This window comes from Pseudonocardia alaniniphila (genome assembly GCF_022524485.1).
GTDB classification, from domain to species: Bacteria; Actinomycetota; Actinomycetes; order Mycobacteriales; family Pseudonocardiaceae; genus Pseudonocardia; species Pseudonocardia alaniniphila.
In genome coordinates this window covers 25,811-43,179 of sequence record NZ_JAKXMK010000028.1, presented here as the reverse complement: position 1 = coordinate 43,179, position 17,369 = coordinate 25,811, and the positions used below count along the sequence as shown (strand labels likewise).

18 protein-coding genes are annotated in these 17,369 nt (G+C 71.3%); 6 read left to right on the top strand and 12 right to left on the bottom strand.

Annotated features, from left to right (window positions below):
* Positions 1-125: 125 nt before the first annotated feature.
* Entirely contained in the window at positions 126-1,037 is a 912-nt protein-coding gene (gene ligD / locus MMF94_RS28930; RefSeq protein WP_241040548.1) for a non-homologous end-joining DNA ligase, read from the bottom strand.
* An 83-nt stretch (positions 1,038-1,120) separates the two neighbouring features.
* Between ligD and ku the strand changes: the two genes are divergently transcribed.
* A complete protein-coding gene (ku, locus tag MMF94_RS28925; RefSeq protein WP_241040386.1) occupies positions 1,121-2,047 on the top strand; it encodes a non-homologous end joining protein Ku in 927 nt (308 codons plus the stop codon).
* A 21-nt stretch (positions 2,048-2,068) separates the two neighbouring features.
* On the opposite strand, the gene MMF94_RS28920 is transcribed toward ku, so the two are convergent.
* From MMF94_RS28920 to MMF94_RS28905, 3 genes are all read right to left on the bottom strand, one after another.
* Positions 2,069-3,232, bottom strand: a complete 1,164-nt coding sequence (locus MMF94_RS28920) for a serine hydrolase domain-containing protein (RefSeq protein ID WP_241040385.1) — start codon at positions 3,230-3,232, stop codon at positions 2,069-2,071.
* 64 nt (positions 3,233-3,296) lie between these two features.
* The gene (locus tag MMF94_RS28915; RefSeq protein ID WP_277398849.1) at positions 3,297-4,328 is read right to left on the bottom strand and encodes an LCP family protein; all 1,032 of its coding nucleotides are present in this window, start codon (positions 4,326-4,328) and stop codon (positions 3,297-3,299) included.
* A 312-nt stretch (positions 4,329-4,640) separates the two neighbouring features.
* Entirely contained in the window at positions 4,641-5,162 is a 522-nt protein-coding gene (locus tag MMF94_RS28905; protein ID WP_241040383.1) for a VOC family protein, read from the bottom strand.
* A gap of 169 nt (positions 5,163-5,331) precedes the next feature.
* Here MMF94_RS28905 and MMF94_RS28900 point away from each other — a divergent pair, with 169 nt between their 5' ends.
* Together MMF94_RS28900 and MMF94_RS28895 are read left to right on the top strand one after the other, a co-directional pair.
* The gene (locus MMF94_RS28900) at positions 5,332-5,931 is read left to right on the top strand and encodes a hypothetical protein (protein WP_241040382.1); all 600 of its coding nucleotides are present in this window, start codon (positions 5,332-5,334) and stop codon (positions 5,929-5,931) included.
* A 10-nt stretch (positions 5,932-5,941) separates the two neighbouring features.
* Positions 5,942-6,391 carry an MSMEG_6728 family protein gene (locus MMF94_RS28895; RefSeq protein WP_241040381.1) on the top strand — a complete coding sequence of 150 codons (450 nt, stop codon included), beginning with the start codon at positions 5,942-5,944 and terminating at the stop codon, positions 6,389-6,391.
* Positions 6,392-6,420: 29 nt separating this feature from the next.
* Here the strand turns inward: MMF94_RS28895 and MMF94_RS28890 are convergent, their stop codons facing one another.
* From MMF94_RS28890 to MMF94_RS28860, 7 genes are all read right to left on the bottom strand, one after another.
* Positions 6,421-7,155, bottom strand: coding sequence for a maleylpyruvate isomerase family mycothiol-dependent enzyme (locus MMF94_RS28890; RefSeq protein ID WP_241040380.1), 735 nt, complete (start codon positions 7,153-7,155; stop codon positions 6,421-6,423).
* 127 nt (positions 7,156-7,282) lie between these two features.
* Positions 7,283-8,428 carry an alpha/beta hydrolase gene (locus MMF94_RS28885; RefSeq protein WP_241040379.1) on the bottom strand — a complete coding sequence of 382 codons (1,146 nt, stop codon included), beginning with the start codon at positions 8,426-8,428 and terminating at the stop codon, positions 7,283-7,285.
* Between the two features lie 64 nt (positions 8,429-8,492).
* Complete coding sequence (locus MMF94_RS28880; RefSeq protein WP_241040378.1) at positions 8,493-9,413, bottom strand: carbohydrate ABC transporter permease; 921 nt, start codon at positions 9,411-9,413, stop codon at positions 8,493-8,495.
* Positions 9,414-9,424: 11 nt separating this feature from the next.
* Positions 9,425-10,336 carry a carbohydrate ABC transporter permease gene (locus MMF94_RS28875; RefSeq protein WP_241040377.1) on the bottom strand — a complete coding sequence of 304 codons (912 nt, stop codon included), beginning with the start codon at positions 10,334-10,336 and terminating at the stop codon, positions 9,425-9,427.
* A gap of 6 nt (positions 10,337-10,342) precedes the next feature.
* Complete coding sequence (gene ngcE / locus MMF94_RS28870) at positions 10,343-11,770, bottom strand: N-acetylglucosamine/diacetylchitobiose ABC transporter substrate-binding protein (protein WP_241040376.1); 1,428 nt, start codon at positions 11,768-11,770, stop codon at positions 10,343-10,345.
* Positions 11,771-11,875: 105 nt separating this feature from the next.
* Positions 11,876-12,652, bottom strand: coding sequence for a sugar isomerase domain-containing protein (locus MMF94_RS28865; protein ID WP_241040375.1), 777 nt, complete (start codon positions 12,650-12,652; stop codon positions 11,876-11,878).
* Positions 12,652-13,608 (bottom strand): MurR/RpiR family transcriptional regulator, encoded by a 957-nt coding sequence (locus tag MMF94_RS28860; protein WP_241040374.1) that lies wholly within the window; start codon positions 13,606-13,608, stop codon positions 12,652-12,654. The genes MMF94_RS28865 and MMF94_RS28860 overlap by 1 nt, the downstream gene beginning before the upstream one ends.
* 109 nt (positions 13,609-13,717) lie before the next feature.
* Between MMF94_RS28860 and MMF94_RS28855 the strand changes: the two genes are divergently transcribed.
* Complete coding sequence (locus MMF94_RS28855; protein ID WP_241040373.1) at positions 13,718-14,716, top strand: N-acetylglucosamine kinase; 999 nt, start codon at positions 13,718-13,720, stop codon at positions 14,714-14,716.
* A 29-nt stretch (positions 14,717-14,745) separates the two neighbouring features.
* On the opposite strand, the gene MMF94_RS28850 is transcribed toward MMF94_RS28855, so the two are convergent.
* The gene (locus MMF94_RS28850) at positions 14,746-15,003 is read right to left on the bottom strand and encodes a hypothetical protein (protein ID WP_241040372.1); all 258 of its coding nucleotides are present in this window, start codon (positions 15,001-15,003) and stop codon (positions 14,746-14,748) included.
* Positions 15,004-15,455: 452 nt separating this feature from the next.
* On the opposite strand from MMF94_RS28850, the gene MMF94_RS28845 reads away from it, so the two are divergent.
* Both MMF94_RS28845 and MMF94_RS28840 read left to right on the top strand, forming a co-directional pair.
* Positions 15,456-16,226, top strand: coding sequence for an SDR family NAD(P)-dependent oxidoreductase (locus MMF94_RS28845; protein ID WP_241040371.1), 771 nt, complete (start codon positions 15,456-15,458; stop codon positions 16,224-16,226).
* A gap of 99 nt (positions 16,227-16,325) precedes the next feature.
* The gene (locus MMF94_RS28840; protein WP_241040370.1) at positions 16,326-17,309 is read left to right on the top strand and encodes an aldo/keto reductase; all 984 of its coding nucleotides are present in this window, start codon (positions 16,326-16,328) and stop codon (positions 17,307-17,309) included.
* Positions 17,310-17,369: the final 60 nt, after the last annotated feature.

Genomic DNA, 17,369 nt, shown 5'->3' with positions numbered 1-17,369 from the left:
AGCACCTCACCGGAGTGGTGGGTGACATATGCGCAGGCGCATGCACCAGTTGGCCGCCCCCTTCTCGAGCGTGTGACGGGCCACATCCTGCCCGCCACGGGACGGATCGGCCAGTCGGGTGAGGATCACTTTTCGGCACGCACCTGTTCGGGGTCAAGGTCGTCACGGACTCCCCGGAAAACCGGTTGTCGCAGGCGGCCGGCCTCGGTCCAGCCGGTGTGGGCGACCTCGACCACGATCTCCGGCTCGCACCAGTGCGCGTCGGCGGAATCCGGTCGGGGCAGGCGCTCGACGAACGGCGACCCCGGAGCCTCGACGAGCCGGTCCCGCAAGACGCGTTGGGCGGTGTCGCCGGCGAGTCCGGAACCGACCCGGCCCGCGAACCGCAGCCCGGATCCGTCGGGGACCCCGAGCAGGAGCGCGCCGATCCGGCTCGCGCTGCCGCGTTCCGGCCGCCACCCCCCGACGACGCACGCCTGCGTCTGCCGATGGGTGACCTTCGTCCATCCCGGACCCCGGCGGCCCGGCCGGTAGACGCCGTCGCGCCGCTTCGCGACCACCCCCTCCATGCCCCGTTGCCGCGTGGCCTCCAGCAGCGCGAGGCCGTCGGTGTAGGCGGGTGAGAGCGACAGCACCGGTATCGCGGCGAGATCGAGACGCTCGAGGGTGGCTCGGCGTTCCTCGAAGGGGCGCTCCAGCAGCGAGACGCCGTAGAGGCGCAGCACGTCGAACACCATGTACGTCACCGGCCGCTCCTGCACCGTGCGCGGCAGGACGGGAGCGTGGATCCGTTCGAGCAGAGCAGTGAAGCTCGGTACGCCGCCTTCGAGCAGCACGACCTCGCCGTCGAGCAGGACGTCGGGCGCGAGCCGGGTGAGTTCGGCGAGCTCGGGGAAGTTCGGCGTGACGTCACGCTCGCTGCGGCTGGTGAGCCGCACCCGGTCGTCGGCAACGTCGGCGAGCAGCCGCATGCCGTCCCACTTCACCTCGAACACCCATTCCGGACCATTCGGAAGGGCTCCAGGGGTGGCGAGCATGGGCTGCACGCCGTCATGCTGGCATCAGAGAGAGATTCACACATATTGCTGGCGGGATAGCCCACGAGGGAACAGGGGCCTGCATGCGCGCGATGTGGAGCGGCGCAGTGTCGTTCGGTCTGGTCAGTGTGCCGGTCAAGGCGTACTCGGCCACGACCAACCACGACATCCGGTTCCACCAGGTGCATGGCGCCGACGGTGGACGGATCAAGTACAAGCGCACCTGTTCGGTCGACGGCGAGGAGGTCGAGTACGCCGACATCGTGAAGGGCTACGAGACCGACGACGGCGAGCTGATCACCCTGACCGAGGAGGACCTCGACTCGCTGCCCACCGCCACCGGGCACGAGATCGACGTCATCGAGTTCGTCCCGGCCGACCAGATCGACCCACTCCTGTTCGAGAAGAGCTACTACCTCGAGCCCGACGCCAAGGCGGCCAAGCCCTACGCGCTGCTGCGCGAGGCGCTGGTGCAGACCGATCGGATGGCGGTCGTCAAGGTCGCGTTGCGCCAGCGGGAGAGCATGGCGCTGCTGCGCGTGCGGGACAAGGCGATCGTCCTGCAGACGATGCTGTGGCCCGACGAGGTGCGCGAACCCGAGTTCGACATCCTGGACGCCGACGTCGAGCTGCGGCCCCAGGAGCTGACGATGGCGGCGTCGCTGGTGGAGAGCCTCGGCTCCGACTTCGACCCCGAGCAGTTCCACGACGAGTACCGCGACGCCGTGGTGGAGCTCATCGAGCGCAAGCGCACCACCGGCGACACCCGTCCGGCGCCCGTCGCCGCGAAGCGCGACGAGGGCCCGGACAGCATGACCGACCTGCTGAGCGCCCTGCAGGCCAGCGTCGAGGCCGCTCGGGCCGGATCCGGTGCGGCGGCATCGTCGAGCACCACGTCGGACGACTCCGCCACCAAGAAGAAGGCTCCGGCCCGCAAGCCCCCCGCCAAGAAGAAGGCCGCGGAGGACGAGGCTCCGGCGCCCCGCAAGCGCACTCGCAAGCCGGCCTGACGCGCGGCGCGAACCGCCGGATCAGACGGCGGCCACCGCCGCCCAGAAGTCGTCGAAGCCGTCCAGCGGTCCGGTCATCAACCGCTGGGTCAGGAGAACCCCGACCGTGTCGCGGCTCGGGTCGACACGCGCGGTCGTGCCCGTGCCGCCGTCCCAGCCCCACCGGCCCGGCGCCATCCACGGCTCCACGGCCTCGATGTCCACGCTCGTGGCCATGCCCCAGGACACGCCGGGGCCGAGCACGGGAAGAGCCTGGCTGCGCTGCGCGCCGGTGAGCGCGTCGGACGTCATGAGGGCGACCGAGGCAGACGACAGCACCGGTGCGCCGCCGTCGGCCATCGCGCAGTAGAAGCGCAGGACGTCGGACGCCGTGGACAGCAGGCCTCCGCTCAGCTTCTCGAACCCGGGCGGCGAGGCGAAGGCGCCGCTCGGTGGGTCGAACACCTCCAGTCCGTCGGCCTCCGGCCGATAGGCCGTGGCGAGCCGATGGACATCCGGCGTCCAGAAGCTCGTGGACGTCATGCCCAGCGGTCCGGTGATGCGCTCGGCGAGCAGGTCGGAGAGCGGCTTGCCGGCGGCCCGGGCCAGCAGGACACCGAGGAGATCGGTGCCGGTGTCGTAGAGCCAGCCCTCCCCCGGTTGGAACGCGAGCGGCAGGTCGGCGACTCGCGCCACGAACTCGTCGCCGGTCATGGGAGGCGGCAGCGGGCCGGGGTAGACGCCCCGTTCCATCATGGCCGCCTGCAGCGGGGTCTCCTCGAACACAGCGCCCCAGCCGGACGTCATCGTCAGCAGGTGCCGCACGGTGATCGGCCGCTGTGCCTCCGTGGTGCGGTGAAGCTGCGCGTGGGGCGCGACGAGTACGCGTGGGTTCGCCGCCTCCGGCAGCCAGCGCGCGATCGGGTCGTCGAGGGCGAGTAAGCCCTCCTCCACCAGGGCGAGCGCGAGAGCACCCCCCATCGGCTTGGTGACCGACGCGATGCGGAACAGGGTGTGCTCATCCATCGCCGCGCTCTGCGGGCCGACGGCCATCGTGCCGCCTGCCCGGACCTCCACCCGGCCACGGACGCGGACCGCGCCCACGTAACCGGGGATCCGGCCGGACGCCACCTGCGCGTCCGGCACCCGCCAGATCCCGTCGTAGCTCGTGCCGGCTGCTGGTCCGCCATCCGCGTGCTGAGTCATGCGCTCTCCTCGAGGTCGTCGAGAGACATGACCGACATCCTGGCCGGAACTCATCGTGCGACGGTCAGGGGCCGAGGGCGCTCTCCGGCGGCCGCTCGTCGTCGGCGATCGCCTGGAACAGCGCGCTGGCACGCTGGCGATCCCAGTTCACCACCCCGTCGCGCACCGGCACGGTGGTGGAGACGCCGTCGGACAGCCCGCGCATCGCAAGCCCCAAGCTTGCGAGGTTCCAGACGTGGGTGCTGTCGTCGACCGTGATGGCGCCGGACAGGCCGGTGGCCAGCGGCACGATCCGGAACGGGTTGAGCAGCGTGGCCGGGCTGGTGACCTTGTCCAGCAGCGCGGAGATGAACGCCCGCTGCCGCTCCACGCGCCCGAAGTCGGAGCTCGCGGTGGCACGCGTGCGGACGTAGCCCAGCGCCGTGGCCTGGTCGAGGGTCTGGCAGCCGGCCTTGATGTCCAGCGCGGCCTTGGGGTCCTTGATCGACTCCGGCACGCACATGTCCACGCCGCCCACGGCGTCCACCATCGAGACGAGGCCGAGGAACCCGATCTCCGCGTAGTGGTCGATGCGCAGGCCGGTGGCCTGCTCGACGGTCTGGACCAGCAGTTCGGGGCCGCCGCCGTCAGCGCCACCACCGCGCCCGTACGCAGAGTTGATCTTGTGGCGCCCGTGACCGGGGATGTCCACCATCGAGTCGCGCGGGAGGCTGACCAGGGTGGTGGGGCCGCTACCGGTGTGCAGCAGCATGATCGTGTCGGTGAGTTCGGACTCCGGGTCGCCGGTGGCGAACTCCTTGCGCTGCTCGGGAGTGAGGTTGGCCCGGCTGTCCGACCCGACGATCAGCCAGTTGGTGCCCTTGGAGGTCGCGGTGCTGTCGGCCGGGAGAGCAGCCACACGGTTCAGCGTGGTGTCGATGTAGACGCCGAACCCGACCACGAGCAGCAACAGGACGAGCAGGGTGACACCGATCCGCCGCCCCCACCGCGGACGCCGGACGGGGCGGACGCCCACGGGCCTGCGCGGCGGCGGACCGGGCGGCGGTGCGTACCCGGGCCCGGGAGGGCCTGACGGGAGCAGTGCGGTGTCGCGCATGGCCCGCCGAGCACCGGCGGGCACCCCCATCGGCGGGCCGGGCGGCGGCGCCATCGGGCGGCCGGGCGGTTGGGGGCGGGGCCGCTGCGGCTGCCCCCAGCCCGGTCCGCCACCACGTCGCGGCTGTCGCGCCGTCGGTGGCGGGCCGCCTGGCCCTCGGTACTCACCGTTCATGCTGCTCACCATCCCGGCCTACGGCGCGTCACCGACGAAACGGGTTCGACGGTCACACGACGCAGTTGTCCTACAGGAGAGGACGCCCCGGGTGCCTGAACGGTTGCGTGATCGTCACCACTTCGCGCCGGACGGGCGTTACGAGGAGAGCAGCGGCTCCCCTTCGAACAGTCCGAGTTCCTCGCAGTAGAACTCGATGCCCACTCCGTTGGGATCACGGATGTAGAGGCTGTTGTCGACGCCCCGATCCGGGCCGAGATAGGTGATGCCGGCCTCATCGAGGCGCTTGCGGGTGGCGGCGAACTCCTCCGCGGACGTGGACAGCGCGAGGTGCTGGACCGCTCCGATCGTCTCCGAGTAGTCGGGATGGTCGTGCCCGGGGAAGTCGAAGAACCCGAGCAGGTTGCGGTTGCCGATGTCGAAGAAGAAGTGGCTCGACCCCTGGTAGTCCCGGTTCTCCACGAGCTCTACCAGCGGGAACCCCAGGAGATCCTGGTAGAACTTGATCGTCTCCTCGACGTCGCGTGCGACCAGCGCGAGGTGGTGCACACCGCGCACGGTGGTGGCCGGGCGGTCTCCCACCGGCCGCAGGTACTTCTCCTTGAGCGCGGCACGGCGGGCGCGCACGGCTTCCAGCTCGGCACCCTCTGGCTGTGGCATCGGATCCTCCGTCTCCCTGGCGTTGCTGTGCCTCGGACAACATTAGTTGCTACGTCAACATTCCGCTCGGACTCGGCTTCAAGCCTGTCAGCCGGGAGGCCCCGCGTCTGCACGCCGAATGTCGGCCACGTCGTTGCGGGTAGTCCCCGAGAGACCGGAAAGGAGCACGATGACCGACCACTTCGACGGCTGGATCGCGGGCCTGGGCACGTCCGCGGGCCTGCGCGTCGTTGTGGGGCACTGGCCGCGGTCGCCGTTCGGCACGTTCACCGACGTCATGGTGGAACAGGCGGATGGGCATCGGGTGCTGCTCGCCCCGTCGTCGGAGGTGGCCGGATTCGTGGCCGCCACCTACCTGTTCGACGACGTGCGGGTGACGCCGGTGCGCGCCCAGGTCGACGGGACACGGTGGCAGGTGGACGCCGCGCCCCTGGTGCTCGGCTTCACCGTCGGGGCACGGCCCGCGCTCGGGCTCCTGCTCCGCGCGGTGCCGCGGCCCCTGGCCATGAGCCCGCTCTGGATCAGCGCGGTCGACCTCGTTGCGCGGCGCGTGCTTCCCGGCGTGCGCACGAGGGGAAGCGCCGGCAGCGGCCGCCGGGAGTACTACGCAGCCCTCGACCTGCACGGCCTGACGGCCGCGAGCACGTCCTGGGACGGCATCGACCAGGGCGACCTCGCCCCGGTGACACCGCCCGTCCGGTTCGGTTTCGGGTCGACGCCGAGCACGCCGTCACTCACCCGCGTCGTGACCCTCGTCGAGCGGGAGTAGGCGGACGAGGATGCAGACCTTCCTCCCCCATCCCGACTTCGCGGCGAGCGCCGCGGTGCTCGACGACCGCCGGTTGGGCAAGCAACGCGTGGAGGCGCTACAGGTACTGCGCGCGGTGACCCGCACGACCTACGGATGGAAACACCACCCCGCTGTACGCATGTGGGCCGGGTTCCCAGAGGCCGTCGCGGCCTACGGGCTGGCGGTGTGCGCCGAGTGGGTGGGGCGGGGGCGGGCCGACACGTGCGCAGCGACCATCGGCACCGACCTCGCCGAACACGGGCTCCCGTCGCCGCGCACGCAGGCTGAGCTCGCCGCCCGGGCGCTGCTCCCCGAGTGGATCGGGGACGAGCGTGTGCACCGCAGCCACCGCTCCGCGCTGGTGCGCAAGGACCCGCAGTTCTACGGCCCGCTGTTCCCGGACGCCGACCCGGAGTCAGGCTACTTCTGGCCGGTCTGACGACCCGGGCCGTGATCAGCAGTGACCCGCTACAACCAGCGGGGCGCCTGCGGCACCGCGACGGGCGAGCCGCCCGCGTCGATCGCCACGACCTCGGCCCGTGCGGGCCTGCCGACCAGCCAGCCCAGCACGAAGGCGGCGTCACCACGCAGCTCGACGGGGTCCAGGCCCGCCCCGAGGGCCCACCTGCGGTCCCGGTCGGACGGCGCGAGCCGGGCGCACGGGCAGCCGTCGCGCTCGGACAGGGTCACCGTGACCTCGTCCAGCAGGGCATCGACCACTGCCGGCGGCAGGTCGGCGACCGTGATCCCGGCGTCGAGGTCGACCGCGTGGAGCCACACCTCCCGTACCCGCATCCAGGGCACCTCGGCGCCGGGGATCGCGCGGCCGAGAGCGCTGCGCACCTGGGCCTGCCACGTGGCGCCGTCGAGCGCGGCGAGGGCAGCGTCGAGATCGTCCGCTGTGCTCACCAACTCGCTGCGCAGCTTGTCGGCCGGCGCTTGCGCCGACGACTCGATCTCCGCGGCGCGCTGGTCGCTGCTCGCGTACATCGGCGTCTCGATGCCGGTGCGCGCCCAGGTCGCGAGTCTGGTCAGGGCTTCGGCGTTGCGTGCGAGGTGGGCGATGACGTGGGCCCTGCTCCATCCGGGAAGTGCGCTCGGCGCCCGGAACGCGTCGTCGGGCAGCGCGTCGACCGCGCGAACGACAAGCTCGGTGCCGGCACCCATCCAGGGCAGGGTCACACTGACGTCCTGGCGATCCATGCGCCCTCCAGCCGTGCCCGACCGCCCCGTTGCGGCGGTTCGTCCCACTCGTCGATCGAGTCGCCTCGACCGTAGCCCCCGACGGGGCAGCGCCGAAGGTGCAGGTCGGGCAACGGTCGCCGAGATCTCAGGGACTGCCCGTGGCGGTGCGAGCGCGCTCCAGGGAGCCGAGGACGGCCCGGCCGTTGAGCGCGGCCGACTGCCTGCTCTCCACCAGCGCGAGCGCCGCACGCAGCGCGCTCGCCGCGTCGAGGGTGGCGTCGCGGGCGGCGGCGCAGACGGCGGTGAAGCTGGCGTAGCCGTGCACGAGCCCCGGAAAGCGTCGGGCCACCACGGGCACCCCGGCCTCGTTCAGCCGCTCGGCCAACTCCTCGCCCTCGTCACGCAGGGGGTCGAACCCTGCCGTCGCCAGGTACACGGGCGGCATGCCGGACAGGTCGTCGGCGCGCAGGATGGCGCCCCGGGTGTCGTCGGACGGCACACCGTCGGGCAGGTAGAGCCGCTCCAGTTCGCGGATGTACTCCGCGGTCAGGCCGAAGCCGTTGCCGAACAGCTCGCGCGAGCCGCCGCTGCGGTCGATGTCGGTGACCGGGTAGAGCGCGAGGACGAACGCAGGCAGCGGGCCCCCGGTGGTCGCCTGCTGCTGGGCGACGACGAGGGCGAGGTTGGCGCCGGCACTGTCGCCGCCCACGGCGATCAGCTCGGGGTCGGCACCGAGGACGGCGGCGTCGGCCCTCGCTCCGTGGTACGCGGCGATGGCGTCCTCGAGGGCTGCGGGGTAGGGGTACTCCGGGGCCAGCCGGTAGTCCACGGAGAGCACCCGCACGCCGGACTGGGCCGCCAGGAGGCGGCACAGCGGATCCGTGGACGCGAGGCTGCCCAGCGCGAACCCGCCGCCGTGGAAGTAGACGATCAGCCCAGCGGTCTCGGGTACCGCGGGCGGGATGTAGAGCCGGGCGGCGAGCGGCCCGGCTCCCCCGGGCACCTGCAGGTCCTCGGTGACGATGTCGTCCAGACGGGCGTCGGCCACGATCTCGGCCGCGAGGTCGGCCTGGCGCCGCTGCTCGGCCAGCGCGGCCTGGTCGACGGTGCCACCGGCCGGGCTCGCCAGCAGCCGGTCGATCCGGCCCAGAAGCTGAAGGTCCAGGTCCAGCACCTGGCCGTCGAACTCCACCCGTCGACCGGCCAGCGCCCTCTTCACAGGCTGCGGCAAGCCGAACACCGCGCGTAGGCCCCATCGCAGTGCCCGGAGCCGTGCTCTCGACCCGATCACCCTCACACGGTACGTCGCGTAAATCCGCCGTTCACCGTGTCGACGGCCACGACCCTCCTGGTCACTATTTGATGGCCCCCACGCTCAGTCCGTCCTGGATCCGGCGCTGGAAGACGACGTACACGGCGAGCACCGGCAACAGCGCGATCACCAGTCCGGCGAACAGGGCACTCCAGTCGCTTCGGTAGCCCTGGTTCGCCGCCAGCACGGCGAGCCCCTGCGACAGCACGTAGTGATCGCTGTCGGGCATCAGCACCAGCGGCAGCATGTACTGGTTCCACAGCCCGAGGAAGTTGAAGATCCCCACGCTGATCAGCCCCGGCCGGGCGAGCGGCAGCATGATCCGGAAGAACACCCCGGCGTGCGAGCAGCCGTCCAGCATCGCGGCCTCGGCGAGCGCGCTCGGCAGCGTCCGGAAGAACCCGGTCATGAAGAAGACGGTGAACGGCAGCGCGTACGCCGTGTAGACGAGGACCAGCCCCTGGTAGGTGCCGAGCATCCCGAGGTTCTGCACCACGAAGAAGAGCGGCACCAGCGCCAGGAAGATCGGGAACGTCATTCCCGCGATGAACGCGTAGTAGATGACGCCCCGACCGGGGAACTCGTAGCGGGCCAGTACGTAGGCCACCATCGATCCCAGCAACATCACCAGCACCACCGAGGCAGAGACGACGATGAGGCTGTTGAGGAAGTAGGTGCCGATGTTGGCGGTGGTCCAGGCCCGCGCGAAGTTCCCGAACTGCCACTGCGCAGGAAGGCTCCACGGGCTGGTGAAGATCTCGCTGTCGGTCTTGAACGATGTGAGCACGGCCCAGAGCAGCGGGGCCGCCACCAGGATCGCCCACACCGCGAGGAAGCCGTGGGTGAACACGTTGAGCGTCCGCTCACCCGTCGAGGCTCCGGGTGCCCCGGCATCGCTGCGTCGCCGCTGCGGCCGGTCGGGAGGCACCGTGGCCGGTGCCGAGGCCGACGTGCCGAGTGTCATCGCCGTACTCCTCAGTACTCGGTCTGCTGACGGCGGGTGAGCCGCAGGACGGCGACCGCCAGCAGCAGCGTGACCAGGCACAGCGCCACCCCGACGGCCGACGCGTAGCCGAACCGGCCTTCGGTGAAGGCGCTGCGGTACAGGTACTGCGACACCACCTGGGTGGACCCGTCCGGGCCGCCGTCGGGCAGCATCACCTGGAGCAGCGTGAACCCGTCGAGCACCATGATCCCCAGGTAGATGTAGGAGACCTGGACGCTGTCCCAGATCATCGGCAGCGTGATGCTCCAGAAGGTGCGAATGCGGCCGGCACCGTCGAGCACGGCCGCTTCGAACACGTCAGGTGGCACCGACTTCATCGCCGAGCTGAACAGCACGTAGTAGAAGCCGACCGCACCCCAGATGAGTACGGCCATCACCGACGGCAGGGCGAACGTCGTGTCGCCGAGCCACGAGCGGGTGAGCCCGTCGAGGCCCACCACCCGCAGCGCCCCGTTGAGCAGGCCTGCGTCGGGGTTGAAGAAGAACCCGAAGAGCACACCGGCGATCACCACGGGCACGACCTGCGGGAAGAAGAACACCACCTGGTAGAGGCGTGATCCCCGCACCCCGCCGCGACCCACCGCGCCCTGACGCCCCGCCACGGTCGTCACGGCCGCCAGGAACAGGGCGAACGCGATCGTCACCAGCGGCACCACGACGAGCAGCAGCCCGTTGTGGCTCATCGCCCGCCAGAACCTGCCGTCCGTGGCCAGCTCGACGTAGTTGTCGAAGCCGACGAAGTTCTGCTGGCCGGAGAAGCCCCGCCAGTCGGTCATCGATATGTAGAACGCCTGGGCATAGGGCGATACGACGAACACGACGTACAACACGAGCGGGACCACCAGGAAGCTGGCGATGAACCGGTATTTTCCGTGGCGCATGACTGGTCAGCGGCTGTACTTGGTGATGCTCTGGTCTGCGGCGACGCGGTCGGTCTCCGCCTGCATCTTCGCGAGGTAGCCCGCCGCGTCGGTCCGGCCGGCGAGCAGGTTGGACGTCTCCGTCTTGAGCAGCTCTGAATAGGTCGAGTACCAGGTGCGGAAGTTCCAGCTGAAGACATTGTCACCGGCCGCGGCGAGACCGGCCGAGAGCGACTCCAGCGCCGGTGTCTTCTTCGCATCGGCGGTGGCGCCCCTCACCGCAGGCACCGACGCGGTGAGCTCGGCGAACTTCGAGCCACCCTGCTTCGAGAGCATGAGCCGCAGGTACTCCATGCCGCCGTTCACGTTCTTCGCCTTCGCGGGAACGACGAATGCCTCGGCAGGCTGCGTGCGCAGCGCCGTGACGGGCATTGCCGCACTGCTGTCGAGAACGGGAACGGGCAGCATGGCCATCGCGAAGTCCGGCGGAGCGATGCCCTTCATCTCGTTCTCGAGCCACGATCCGGAGACGTAGAACGCGGCCTTGCCCTGCACCCAGGCCGTCTGCGCCTCGGTGTGCTTGAGGCCCTCCGAGCCCGGCATGAAGTAGCCCTTGCGGACCATCTCCTCGAGCCGCTGCGTCGCCGCCAGCACCGTGTCCTGTGTCCAGGCGCCCGGCTGCAGGTTGTCGATGTTCTTGACGACGTCGAGGCCGCCCTGCTTGATGGCCGCGCCCAGGTTGAGGTCGATGACGTAGTCACCCGCGTTGACGCCGCCGTAGGTGAACGGGGCGATCCCGGCGGCCTTGATCGTCTCGGAGAGCGCCATCATCTCGTCCCACGTGGTGGGCACCTGCCAGCCGTTCTTCTCGAACAGCGGCTTCGAGTACCAGATCGCGTAGGTCTCGTAGACGTAGTTGAGGATGACGAACTTGTCGCCGAAGGTGCCCTGCTCGATCACGCCGGGCAGCAGCGTGTCGCGCACCTTGACGTTCGGGTCGTCCACCGAGGGAGCGTCGAGCAGAGGGCCGAGGTCGGTCAGCTGGTTGTCGTTCACGAGCACCGCGTACTCGATCTTCTGAGCGCCCGAGTCGTCCAGGACGTCCGGGGGGTTACCCGCCACGAACCGGGGCTGCATTTCCTGCGCGATCTGCGTGCTCGCCGAGTGCTTGACCTGCGACTGCGGGTACTGCTCCTTGTACATCGCCTGGTGGGCGAGGGCGTAGTCGTCGCCGTAGCCGCCCTTGAAGATCACGACGTCCAGCGGGGCGTCGGTGGCCACGCCGAGCGGGTTGGTGGCGCTGACCTGGCCCTGCGCCGCGCTGGTGGTCCCTCCGCCCCCGGTGGCACAGGCGGAGAGCAGCCCCGCCCCGGGCACAGCGAGCAGGCCCGCGGCCGCCAGCCGCCGCAGGAACTGCCGGCGGTCGAGTCCGGGCATGGGGCGAGACGGGTTCATAGGTGTCTCCTTGAGCTGGTGGTGCGGTTGATCGATGGCGACGGAGTGCGGGAGTGCCGGGTGTCGGCGGGGAGCGGACGAGTAGGTGGGGCTCGGGGGCGTTGCTCAGGCGGGTCGGCGGATGCGACCCGCGTAGCGGGCTTCCAGGGCCGAGTTGTGGGCGTCGCCCTCGGGGATGTTGGCGGAGAGATAGACGGGCGGGGTCTCGCCTGCGGCGAGCATCGTGCGCACGACCTCGGCAACGACCATCTGGGCGAGCAGGGCCGCGGTGATCGACGAGATGCCGCCCACGGCAATCTCGCCGGTGGTCAGCACCGCGTCGCCGTAGGGCGCCCCGTTGTCGAGGACCACGTCGGCGATCTCGAACAGCCGCAGCCCGGACGGATGCCGCGAGGTGACCTGCGAGCTGTGGGCCATCGAGGTGATCGCGACCAGGCCGTGCCCGCGCTCCTTGACCAGCCGGGCGAGTTCCACGACCGAACCGTTGCCCCCCGAGTTCGACGCCATCACGAACACGTCGGCCGGATGCACCCCGGCCAGCTCGTAGATCCGATGGGCCACTGCCGGGTCGCGCTCGAGGTGCTCGGTGAACAGCACGTCCGGGGCGTCGCCGCCCAGGATGACCAGGTCGCGCAGGGCGATCATGTTGGTGGGCACGAGCCCTCCGGCCCGGCCGGCGATCTCCATGGCCAGCGCCTGCGAGTGGCCGGTGCCGAAGGCCTGCACCACCCCACCCGCACGCAGCGCGTCAACCAGCAGGGCGGCCGCCTTCGCGACGCCGTCCGCCTGCTCGGTGGACACGCGATGTACGGCGGCTGCCGCAGCCTCGGCGTAGGCCGCCGCCGACACGGGCGTGGAGTTCGTGTTCGTCCCGGGTGTCATCAGGCTCCTCGCTGTGGGTCGGCGGAGCGCGCGGATCCACCCCTCGCGCGCGGCTCGTACGGAGTGCGGTGGGCGGCCACGGCATCGGCGGTGCGGGCGAACGCCTCGGTCGAACGTTCGTGGGTGCGCTGTGCGACCGCGAGGTAGAGCAGATCCAGCACCAGGAACTGGGAGTGGCGGGCCGACATCGCGCCCGCGCGGAACGCCGTCTCCCGCACGGAGGTACCCAGTAGGTGGTCGGCGACGTCCGCGATCGGGGACGTCGAGAAGTTGGTGATCGCCACGGTGGTGGCGCCGTGGCGGCGCGCCTCGGCGAGCATCTCGACGGTCTCGGTTGTGCGGCCGCTGTGCGAGAGCGCGATCGCCACGTCGCCCGGTCCGAGCAGCGCGGCGCTGGTGAGTCCGTTGTGGACGTCGGCCCACGTCCAGGTGGCGATGCCGATCCGGTACATCCGCAGCTGCTGGTCCTCGAGCACGGCCGCGCTGCCACCCGCCGCGTAGAAGTCCACCCGCCGGGCGGCCACCACCGCGTCGGCCACGGCGTCGACGGCGGAGAGGTCGAGCGCCGCGGCGGTCTCGTGCATGGCCTGCACGTCGACCGCGAGCAGCGTGCGCAGAACGCGGTCGATCGGGTCGGTGGGCAGCACGTCCGCGCCGATGCCGACCTCCCAGCCGGCCTGGTCGGCCCGGCCGATCTCGGTGGCGATGCCGACGCGCAGTTCCGTGTAACCGGCCACGCCGAGGGTGCGGCAGAAGCGGGTGACGGTGGCGGGCGAGGTGCCGCTGCGTTCCGCCAACTCCACGATCGTCGCCCTCGACGCCCAGGCCGGATCCTCCAGGATCACGTTCGCGACCTGCCGCAATGCGCCGGCGAGCCCTGGAAGCAGGCTGCGGAGATGCACGAGCAGCTGACCCGTGCCCGCTTCGGCGGGGGACGCGGATCCGGCGACCAACATCTTCAGTAGAACCTTTCGAGGCCGAGCAGGGTGGTGAAAATTTCCACCGCGTCGGGTGAACTGTCAAGGCTTCGGTAAGACGTTTACATTTCTGTTAGAGGGGGCGCCGGTGGAGCTGTTCCTCGGGATGGACGTGGGCGGCAGCCGCTCGCGCGCCGCGGTCGTCGACGGCTCGGGACGGTTGCTCGGCGCGGCGGAGGGGCCCGGCGGCAACCCGGTCTCGCACCCGCCCGACCAGGCCTTCCGTGCCCTCGCCGGCGCGCTACGCGCCGTGCTGCACGACCTCCCGGCAGGCGACGTGCGATCGGCCGTGCTCGGGATGGCGGGCGTCGGCCCGATGCAGCTGCCCGCCATGGCGGCGGATCTCGCCGACCTGGCGCACGCCGTCGGCCTGCCCTGCCGTCCTGCCGTCGTCGGCGACGTGATCGTCGCCTTCGCGGCCGGCACAGCCGAACCGGACGGCACCGTGCTCATCGCGGGTACCGGGGCGACGGCGGCGCGGATCACCGGCCGGGAGCGCACCGCTGGGACGGACGGCCACGGCTGGCTCGTGGGCGACACGGGATCGGCGTTCTGGCTGGGGCAGCGGGCGGTTCGGGCCGCGCTCGCCGCGCTCGACGGCCGGGGAGCCGCGACGTCACTGGTGGGCGGCGTCGTCGAGGCACTGCTCGGCACGGGAACGGGCGACCCGGTGCCGGCGACGGCGCTGGACGCCGACGCCCCGGCCGACACCGCCGAGCGGATCGTGCACGCGGTGCACGCCGGCCCACCCATCGCGCTCGCACGGCTTGCACCACTGGTGAGCGTCGCCGCCCGGGCCGGGGACGCCGTCGCGGGCGGGATCGTCGCGGAGGCCGCATCGGCGCTCGTCGCCGACGTCGAACCGATCCGTGACCCCGGTGAGCGCACCCCGATCGTCATGGCAGGCAGCGTCGTCGCCGGCGACACGCCGGTCGCCGAGCTCACGCGCGCCCGGCTCGCGGCCCGCTGGCCAGGATGTGTGGTCACCGCAGGCGACGCGGCGCGCGCAGCCGCATGGCTCGCAGCGGCGCGCTCGGTGCCTCCCGGACGGGCGGCGGAACTGCACGCGGCGATTCTCGGGACCTGACGCCGGGGCTGCGATCACGAGCAGCGTGATCAGGTGCTGCTATGGCGCTTCGGCCGGCGGAGCCCGCACCGATCCGCCTTCGCGACGGTATTGCGGTCGGTGACGTTGTTGCCGAATGCGAACTGCGGCCAGGTGCCCATCATCTCCTGGCGGCTGCGCTCACTCCATTCCCGCGCGCGGTCGCTGCGCGACTTGTAGAAGTTCAGCGCGAAACCCTCGGTGTGCAGCCGAAGGATCGAGAATCCGCCCGGGTACTCCTTGGCTGCCGCCACCTCCTGCAACGTCACGAGCGGCGCGGTGGGACTGATGGTGTGGTGGTTGCGACGGGTGTGACCGGCGTGGTGCAGGAAAACACCCGGTGTCCGGGCGTACGCCTCCAGAACGGAGGCCGCCTGGGCGGCGTCGAGGGAGTTGCTGGTGGTGAAGCGACGCTAGGGAGATCGCGTGAACGAGTCCGCGCGCACGGAACAGCGCGGAGATGTCGGGCGGGAAAGAGTCACGCGCCGATTCCGGCAATGCCGCCGAATCCGGCAGGAAAATGAAGACGTCGGATGTCCGATCCGCCGGTTCACGCGATGGTCTTGCGGTCCCTCCGTCGATGGCCGTATAAAGACGCGCGATACATCGGATGTCTGGGTGCTTCCCCGCACCGGGAGCCGAGATCAAGGCCATGGACCCTGGACGGGCACCGCTTCCCCTGCGGCGCGGTCCGGGCCGACGAGACGAAGCGGAGCACTGCATGAGCGCAGCGGGTAATGGCGAGTTCGCCGGGCTGGCCGCGGTGGTCACCGGCGGCGGCTCGGGGATCGGGCTCGCCACCGCGCAGCTACTGGCCGAGCGCGGCGCACGGGTCGCCTGCCTGGACCTGGACCCGTCGGGCGTCCCGGCGCCTCTCCTCGGGCTGACCGCCGACGTCACCGACCAGGACTCGGTGGACGCCGCTGTCGCCACCGCCGTCGAGCGCCTCGGTGGCCTCGACGTGCTGGTCAACAACGCGGGCATCGGCGCCCAGGGCACGGTGGAGACCAATCCGTTGCCGGAGTGGCAGCGCGTGCTCGACGTCAACGTGCTCGGCATCGTGCGCCTGAGCCGGGCCGCGCTCCCCCACCTACGCCGTTCGCGCGCCGCTGCGATCGTCAACACCTGCTCCATCGCGGCCACCGCGGGGCTGCCGCAACGGGCGCTCTACAGCGCGAGCAAGGGCGCGGTGCAGTCGCTCACGCTCGCGATGGCGGCCGATCACATCTCCGACGGCATCCGCGTCAACTGTGTGAACCCGGGCACCGCCGACACCCCCTGGGTGGGCAGGCTCCTCGACGCGGCCGACGACCCCGCCGCCGAACGGGCTGCGCTGGAGGCCCGCCAGCCCATGGGGCGTCTGGTGTCGGCGCAGGAGGTGGCCGCGGCCATCGCCTACCTGGCCGGTCCGCTGGCGGGCGCCACCACCGGCACGGCGCTCGCCGTGGACGGTGGCATGCAAGGCCTGCGGCTTCGGCCCCGCCAGGACTGAGTCCGGACCGACTCGAACGACGCCGAGGAGACCAACGATGACTTCGATCCCCGCGCGACGTGCCGTGGGCGCGTCTGCCGCAACGACCATCCTGCTGCCATGAGCGCGTTGCTGGGTCGTTCGGCCGTGCCGGTGAGCCGGATCGGGCTCGGCACGGCGCCGCTGGGCAACCTCTACCGGGAGGTACCCGACGCCGACGCGATCGCCACGATCGACCAGGCCTGGGCCCGCGGCATCCGGTTCTTCGACACGGCGCCGCACTACGGTCTGGGCCTGGCCGAGCGGCGGCTCGGAGTGGCGCTGTCCGGGCGGCCACGAGCGCAGTACACGATCTCGACCAAGATCGGACGGCTGCTTGTGCCCGACCCGGCAGGCGCCCACCGGCGCGACGACGAGGCCGGCTTCGACGTGCCCGCCGACCACCGCCGTGTGTGGGACTTCAGCGCCGACGGCGTCCGGCGCAGCCTGGAGGACAGCCTGGAGCGCCTCGGGCTCGACCGCATCGACCTCGTCCTGATCCACGACCCCGACGACCACTGGGCCGAGGCCGCCGGGCAGGCCTACCCGGCGCTGCACGACCTGCGCGCCCAGGGCGTGATCGGGGCGATCGGGGCGGGGATGAACCAGGCGGCGATGCTCACCCGGTTCGTCACCGAGACCGATGTGGACGCCGTGCTCGTCGCGGGGCGGTGGACGCTGCTCGACCAGTCCGCGGCCGACGAACTGCTCCCGGCCTGCGCGCGCCGTGGTGTGTCCGTACTGGCGGCGGGTGTGTTCAACAGCGGCCTGCTCGCCACCGACGACCCGCCCGCCGACGCCACCTACGACTACCAGCCGGCTCGCGCGGAGGTGCGCGAACGCGCCGTCGCCATCAGTGCCGTCTGTCGCCGCCACGGTGTCGCGCTGCCCGCCGCCGCCATCGCGTTCGCCGGTGCGCGCCCCGAGGTCGCCTCGGTGCTGCTGGGGGCCCGCACCGCGGCCGAGACGGCGGCGAACACCGCCGCCGCGGCCGTCCCGGTGCCGGGAGACCTGTGGACCGAACTGGCAGAAGAGGGCCTGATCCGCCCCGACGTCCTCCCCTGACCCCCCGCGGGTCGCCCTGAACCCGCGGGGCTCCACGCGCGCCCGTGCTCGGATGTTTCG